Genomic DNA, 6,471 nt, shown 5'->3' on the forward strand with positions numbered 1-6,471 from the left:
ATTTAAGCCCGCTTCGCACATTTACTTGCTAAATAGAGCTAAATTTATGTTTGATCGCCGCCTTTGGGCTATATTTATTTGTGAAATTTAGCCGCCGTTTTCCGGACTTTTGCTTAAATCTTTTTTGTTTGCCGAGCTTAAATTTAGCGCACCGACATCGATAGCGCCCGTATTTGTTTGCGCCTAAGCTCGTATAAAATTAAATTTAACGCTTTTTTAGCCTATTTTTCCAACTTGCGCTTTTTGGCGATTAACGTATAAATTTAAACCGAATTATCGTTTATATTTTTGGCATTAAACGGCAAGCACTAAGGCATAAAATGTATCAACTACATTTTTGAACGCTTTTTAGCTTCGGCACTTAAGTATTTAAACCGATAAGCTAAATTTGGCAAAGCCACAAAGCCGGGCAGGCAAATCTTTGGCGATTAAATTTATAAGATACCCTAAACGTCGTAACGGGTCTAAAATTTATTTCGTCTTGGGTATAATCGCGCATCTTAAATTTAGGAAAATCAATGAAAATAGTCTTTGGTCCCGTTAGCTCGCGTCGCTTCGGTACGTCTCTAGGCGTCGATCTATCGCCTACGCAAAAATGCTGTAACTTTGACTGCGTTTACTGTGAGCTAACAGCCGCCAAGCCCGTTTTTGCCGCCATCGATCCGCCAAGCGTAGAGCAGGTGAGGGCCGAAGTAAAAACCGCTTTAGCCGCGCATCCGCACATAGACGTCATCACGCTCACGGCAAACGGCGAACCTACGTTATATCCGCATTTAGCACGCCTTGCGCGAGAGTTAAATTTGATAAAAGGCTCATCTAAAACCCTCATCCTCTCAAACGGCTCGGGCGCGTTAAACCCTCAAATTTGCGAAGCTCTAAAGGAGCTTGATATCGTAAAATTTAGCCTTGATAGCGCGGTGCAAAAGACGTTTACGAGGATAGACCGAGCCGGAGCAAAGACCGATGTAAACGAGCTTATTGGCGCGATGGAGAAATTTAGGCGAGAGTTTAAGGGCGAGCTGGTGCTTGAAATTTTAGTCGTGGCCGGGTTAAACGATACGGCGGCAGAATTTAGGGCGCTAAATGACGCAGTTAATAAAATTTTGCCAAACCGCGTGGATATTAGCACGATAGACCGTCCGCCCGCATACCCAGTAAAAGGCGTTAGTACCGAGGTTTTAAAGGAGTTAGCCTCGCTGATAACGGGTGCGCCTTGCGTCATCGCGTCGGCAAAATATAGCGGCGAAAAATTCGAGCTTAGCAAAGATGAACTGCTTGAACTAATAAAACGCCGTCCTCAAAGCGAAAATGACGCAGCGAGTAGCTTTTCTGAGGGAACAAAGCGAAATTTAGACGAACTTTTAGCGCAAAAAAAGGTAAAAAAAATAAATGTCGCAGGGATTTGGTTTTATAAACTTGTCTAGATTTATGCTCTGTCGCTGGTTTTAGCCCCGAGCGACGCATCCGGATTAGCCTTGCGCTGCGCCGATAGATACGAGCGCGGCCTTGGACGGGCTTTACTAGAAATGGCTCGCGATTAGTGGGTATGACTCGCTTACGATAGATTTTAAGGCACGGAAATATCTATTTTGGTTTTAAAACAACTCGATTTTTATGGACTTGATTTTGCGACGTCGGACTTGCTTTAATTTTTTGAAAATTTAAGCTAAAATTTATTGACAAACTTGGCGCTTTTATATATAATACGACTTCTTTTATTTAAGATATTCCGGATTAGCTCAGCGGTAGAGTAGTCGGCTGTTAACCGATTGGTCGCTGGTTCGAATCCAGCATCCGGAGCCACTTAATATTTCCTTAAGCTTCTGATTAATTCCAATTTTTATCAAAAAAGCCCTAAAATATGAGATTTGCTCTTATTTATATTTCCGTTTTATTCTATTTCTTTTCGTTTTTTTGTATCATGGTTCCGAAAAACATGGTATCTCTTAGGGTATCTCCTTTAAAAATACGCTTTTAGGAGATACCATAAACTTGAATTAAGTGCCTTTTTTTGGAACTTTTCGCTACTTTTTGGAAAGTAAAAAACAGCAATTTTTCGGTAAAAAACGCAACTTTTTGCCATTTTTTGCAAACGAGATACCAAACGAGATACCCAAATGTTTTTCAAAGTCCTAATTTTAGGCATTCTTATACGGTTTTTAGAACAAAGATCGCAAAAAGGCATTCTAGATCCCCTTTTTGCTTTTTAAAAATTTTAAAAAACACTATAATGAATGCATAAGATAAAAAAGATAATAAGGAAAAACATAGATGATAATTACCAAAGAAGAACAGATACAAAAGCTTCCTGTTAGCAGAAAGAAGGAAATGCATAGCTTGGCTTGCCTGAGAGAGCTAAAACTTATACTTACTGCAAGCGGAGCTAAGATATTTAAATTTCGCTACGAAAATAAACTGACTGGCGATAGAACTACTAAGACTCTAGGAGAGTATAGGCAAGGGGTGTATTCTATAAAAGAAGCTAGAAACGATGCCATAAAGCTACTTATGCTTTATCAAGAAACGGGTTGCATTAGTAAAGACGTAGAGCTTAGCTATAGCGACCTTTGGGCGCAGTGGAGAAAGCAAAGAGCCGCAAGAACCGATATAAAGCATACTAGCGACGAGAGTACTTTAAATTTAGTCGAGCGTTGCTTGCTTCCGCTTGTCGGAAACATAATGCTTAAAAACTTTAACGATTCAAAAACTATCGATATGCTCATTACTCAGTTTAAAAAGCTTCAAACTCCGGATAACCCTAGAACCGAAACCCTAAGAAAATGCGTAAGATACGTAAGGATGTCTCTAGACTTTGCTATCATGAAAGGATATCTAAAAACAAATCCGGCCGATATCGTAGGCAAGAACTTTAAATCCCTTATGGCTCAAAAGCCGACCCAACATTTTAGAGCCATAACCGATCCTAAGATATTAAAAGAATTTATAGCTTCGGTTAATTCTTACTGCGGAGATGCTAGTATACTAAACTGTCTTAAATGGCAGGTGCTATACGCCCTCCGCTCCCAAAACGCTAGAAATATAAGCTGGGAGGAGATAGATTTTAGCAAAAAGATTATGGGCGATACCCGGCGAAAAGATAAAGATGACTCAGGATTTTATTATTCATTTAACCGATACGGCTATAAAGATCTTAAAAGAGCAAGGCATTAAAAAGAGCGGATATGTATTTGAATCTGGAATCTCAAAAACCAGAATGCTTAGCGAAAACACTCTAAATCAAGCCATAAAGCGTATAGGGTTTGGTGACCATACCGTATCTCACGGATTTAGAACCACGTTTTTAACGCTGGCGGATGAAAACTCCATATCTCAAGGATTTAGCGATAAAATCTTATCGCTTTGCATAGATCATAGACTAAGACACGCCGTAGCTTCCGATAAGGCGTATAATAGAGCTAAATTCGAATCAGAAAAAAGAAGGGTGTTTGAGTGGTGGCATGGTTATTTGGGCGAACTAGGGTTTAATAAGTAAAATTATTATGCTAGAAGCGACGTAAAACCTTGCTTCTAGCATATCTAAAATAAAATCAAATTTAAGAAATATCTAAAAATGTATTGCAAACAATAGCACTCATAACAAACAGCAAAAAGAATAAATAAAATACTACAACAATTGCATGACGTCTTGTGATACACTTATTTTAATTACAAAAAATATGTAATAGCAATTCAATTAAATTTAGTTATAGCCCACACACTCTTTTGCTATATTTACCCATTGCTTATATAACCCCCCCCTTTTTTTCGCCAACGATTCCATTGGCGGAACCTACTCCGACTTGTCAAAACAAGTCAGTAGGCCCTACGGGGTCAAAAATTGGTTTTTCTATTTTTTTTATATCGCCTTTTTTAAAATCATCGTAACTCTTATAATTAAGTTAGCAATTGATTTTATGAGAGGCAGGACGATATATGGAAATAGTAGTAAGCGTCAGAGCCAAAAAGCTAACTAATGCGAAAGCCATAAAAGATCTTCGTCATAATCTTAGAGAACCCGGCTCCATTAAAGCCAAAAGAGGAGAAGAGGTCTATATAAAAGTAGACAAAATTTCGGATAATCGTACTTTTATATATTGGAAGGATTTGCTTTCCGATGTCAGATATTTCAGGGAAATGGAATTTGTCGGCAAGAAAAACATAGACAATCTGTTTAGCTCAACCTTGGATAGAATTACGAAAGACTATGAAAGCCAAACGGACTCAAGAGGAAGATGCAAGAAACTCAGAAAAAATACAAAAATATTTGAAGAGATAATAGTAGCCTTCGGTTCGGATAGAATTAGAGAAGGAAAAGCTGATAGGGGTCTAACGGATGAGGAAGCAGAATATATAAACTCTCAAGACTTCACTCAAGAGATTCAAAATTTCTGCGAGAATTTAAGAAAACGGCATGGATACAATGATTTTATCATAGCCGAACACAGAGACGAAAAAACAGTGCACTATCAAATTTTGGCGGGCAGATATAACTATGAAACCGGAAAATTTCAACCAAAAATGAGCAAAGCCGAGCTCTCTAAATTCGACGCCGGACTTCAAGATCTTGCTGTAGAAAGTTTCGGAGGAAAAGTAGTAAGAGGAAAGGTAAACTCAAAAACCGTTCATGATACACTAGAAACAATGCATATAAAAGAAAAAGCAGAAAAAGAGGCTCAGGCCGCTATGAAGCTAGCTGAGCAAAAACTAAAGGAACTGCAAAAAATCGAAGCCAAAACTAACGAAGCAAAGGAAAATCTAGCCCAAATTCAAAAACATTACAAGGATACCCAAGACCGACTGGAATCCGCAAAAAGAAAACTCTCGAAGGCAGAAGACGTAGACGTATACCAAAACCAAGCCATGCAAGATGCACAAAGTAAAATAAATAATCTAGAAACCAAGATGGATATCAGTAGTAGCAAGCTTCAAACTATAAAAGACGAAATAGATACCGCCAGCAATGAACTTTTAAACAGACAGAGCCAAGTGGAAGACAAAAACAAAGAATTAAAGACCCTAAGCAGCAATATATCTACTGTGCAAAGCGAGATTTTAACACAAGATGCAATCAAACAAAGAGCAAAAGAAATAGCAGTCGAGATCATGGAAAGCTCAAAGGAAACCAAAGAATACGACGAATCTGTAGGATTTTTGGGTAAGACCGTTAAGAAACTCAAAACAATTACTAACATATCTAAAGTAAAGAAAGGTATTGAAGAGAACCTGATTAAATTTGCCCATTATGTAGATCAAAGTAAGACTAAAATTTTAGAGATATTAAAAGCTAACAATATAAATACCCCAGAAGAGCTTCAAGCAAAACTAGACGACGCACAAAAAGCAGAAGAACTCAATGAAGATATATTATGGTATAAAAATACCATAATCGAAAGAGATGAAAAAATACGCAAATTAGAGCGCGATATAGAAAATGCCGAAAACAACCTAAAACAAGCCGATACCGACAAAGAAAAAGTCCAGACCCAATTAAATGAAGCCCTAGATAGCCAGTTTAATGCCGAAATCAAAAGAGGCGAATATATAGAGCTCGGAGTTAAAATAGGAATGGTGATAAGCTCGATATCACAGAAGATAAAAGACTATTTTATCAAATTTAACTCAGGAGCCATAGTGCTACCAGATACCACAAGTAAAACCTCTCATGAAAGCATAATGGAGCTAGCAAATAGCGAATATGAAAAAGAAAGGGATATGCAAAGTCTAGACTCAAAAGACAGACTGTTGGACGGCTACTTGTTGGCGGTGTATTCAAGAAATAGGAATCATGCGTCGGAGAACTTCGGGCTAGGGAGATGATTATTTGCCAGGGGATCACAAGTATGATCTAGTCGTAGTTCTCACTTCATGCACGTTTTTTAGCGAGTCAAGGTGGGAGGAGCTACTAAAGACCTGCGCCTTTAAGAACAACGCCTATGTCGTCCTGCGCGTAAACCGCGTAGGCAATCACAAGGCTGCAAGCGGCGAACAGTGGAACTTTTACGGCGATTCGATGCTGATTAGCCCCTTTGGCGAAGTGGTTTCGCGCCTAGGCAAAAACGAGGAGATGATGGTAGCAAAACTCGAAAAAACAGAACTCGCGCAAGCTAGACACCTATGGGGATTTTCTCAAATTTTAAACAAGAGACTGGGCTAAATTTAATTTTAGGCGGCAAACCTGATCAAATTTGCCGCTTTTCCCCTGCAAATTTTGCCGATTTGCTAATTTTACCCCGCCCTCAAATTTTATATTATCGCCGAAATTTGATCAAATATATTTTTATATCTTTAAATTTTGCATAATAAATCAATTTAATTAGACTAAATTCAAATTTATTTTAGCTCTATTATACCCCGATATAATCACGTTTTGAGGCTAAATAAATATTTAAATATTACAAATAAATTCCAAATTACACCTTCATTTAAGCTTATATTTTAAAACTAAGTTATATAATCATACTATATGATTAA

Annotated in this window: 5 protein-coding genes and 1 tRNA gene; all 6 read left to right on the forward strand. The window is 38.1% G+C overall.

The genetic code is table 11. The features are described 5' to 3' along the window. The first annotated feature begins 518 nt into the window (after nt 1-518). Nucleotides 519-1,424 carry a radical SAM protein gene (locus QZ157_RS07915; RefSeq protein WP_295144049.1) on the forward strand — a complete coding sequence of 302 codons (906 nt, stop codon included), beginning with the start codon at nt 519-521 and terminating at the stop codon, nt 1,422-1,424. 304 nt (nt 1,425-1,728) lie between these two features. Then, nucleotides 1,729-1,803: transfer RNA gene (locus QZ157_RS07920), tRNA-Asn, on the forward strand. 468 nt (nt 1,804-2,271) lie between these two features. Beyond that, complete coding sequence (locus QZ157_RS07925; RefSeq protein ID WP_295144052.1) at nt 2,272-3,171, forward strand: hypothetical protein; 900 nt, start codon at nt 2,272-2,274, stop codon at nt 3,169-3,171. After that, nucleotides 3,104-3,493 carry a hypothetical protein gene (locus QZ157_RS07930; RefSeq protein WP_295144054.1) on the forward strand — a complete coding sequence of 130 codons (390 nt, stop codon included), beginning with the start codon at nt 3,104-3,106 and terminating at the stop codon, nt 3,491-3,493. The genes QZ157_RS07925 and QZ157_RS07930 overlap by 68 nt, the downstream gene beginning before the upstream one ends. 440 nt (nt 3,494-3,933) lie before the next feature. Next, complete coding sequence (locus QZ157_RS07935) at nt 3,934-5,817, forward strand: hypothetical protein (RefSeq protein WP_295144057.1); 1,884 nt, start codon at nt 3,934-3,936, stop codon at nt 5,815-5,817. A 4-nt stretch (nt 5,818-5,821) separates the two neighbouring features. Then, nucleotides 5,822-6,154, forward strand: a complete 333-nt coding sequence (locus QZ157_RS07940) for a carbon-nitrogen hydrolase family protein (RefSeq protein WP_295144060.1) — start codon at nt 5,822-5,824, stop codon at nt 6,152-6,154. The last annotated feature ends 317 nt before the right edge of the window (nt 6,155-6,471 follow it).

This window comes from uncultured Campylobacter sp., from assembly GCF_905372745.1.
Classification (GTDB): Bacteria; Campylobacterota; Campylobacteria; order Campylobacterales; family Campylobacteraceae; genus Campylobacter_A.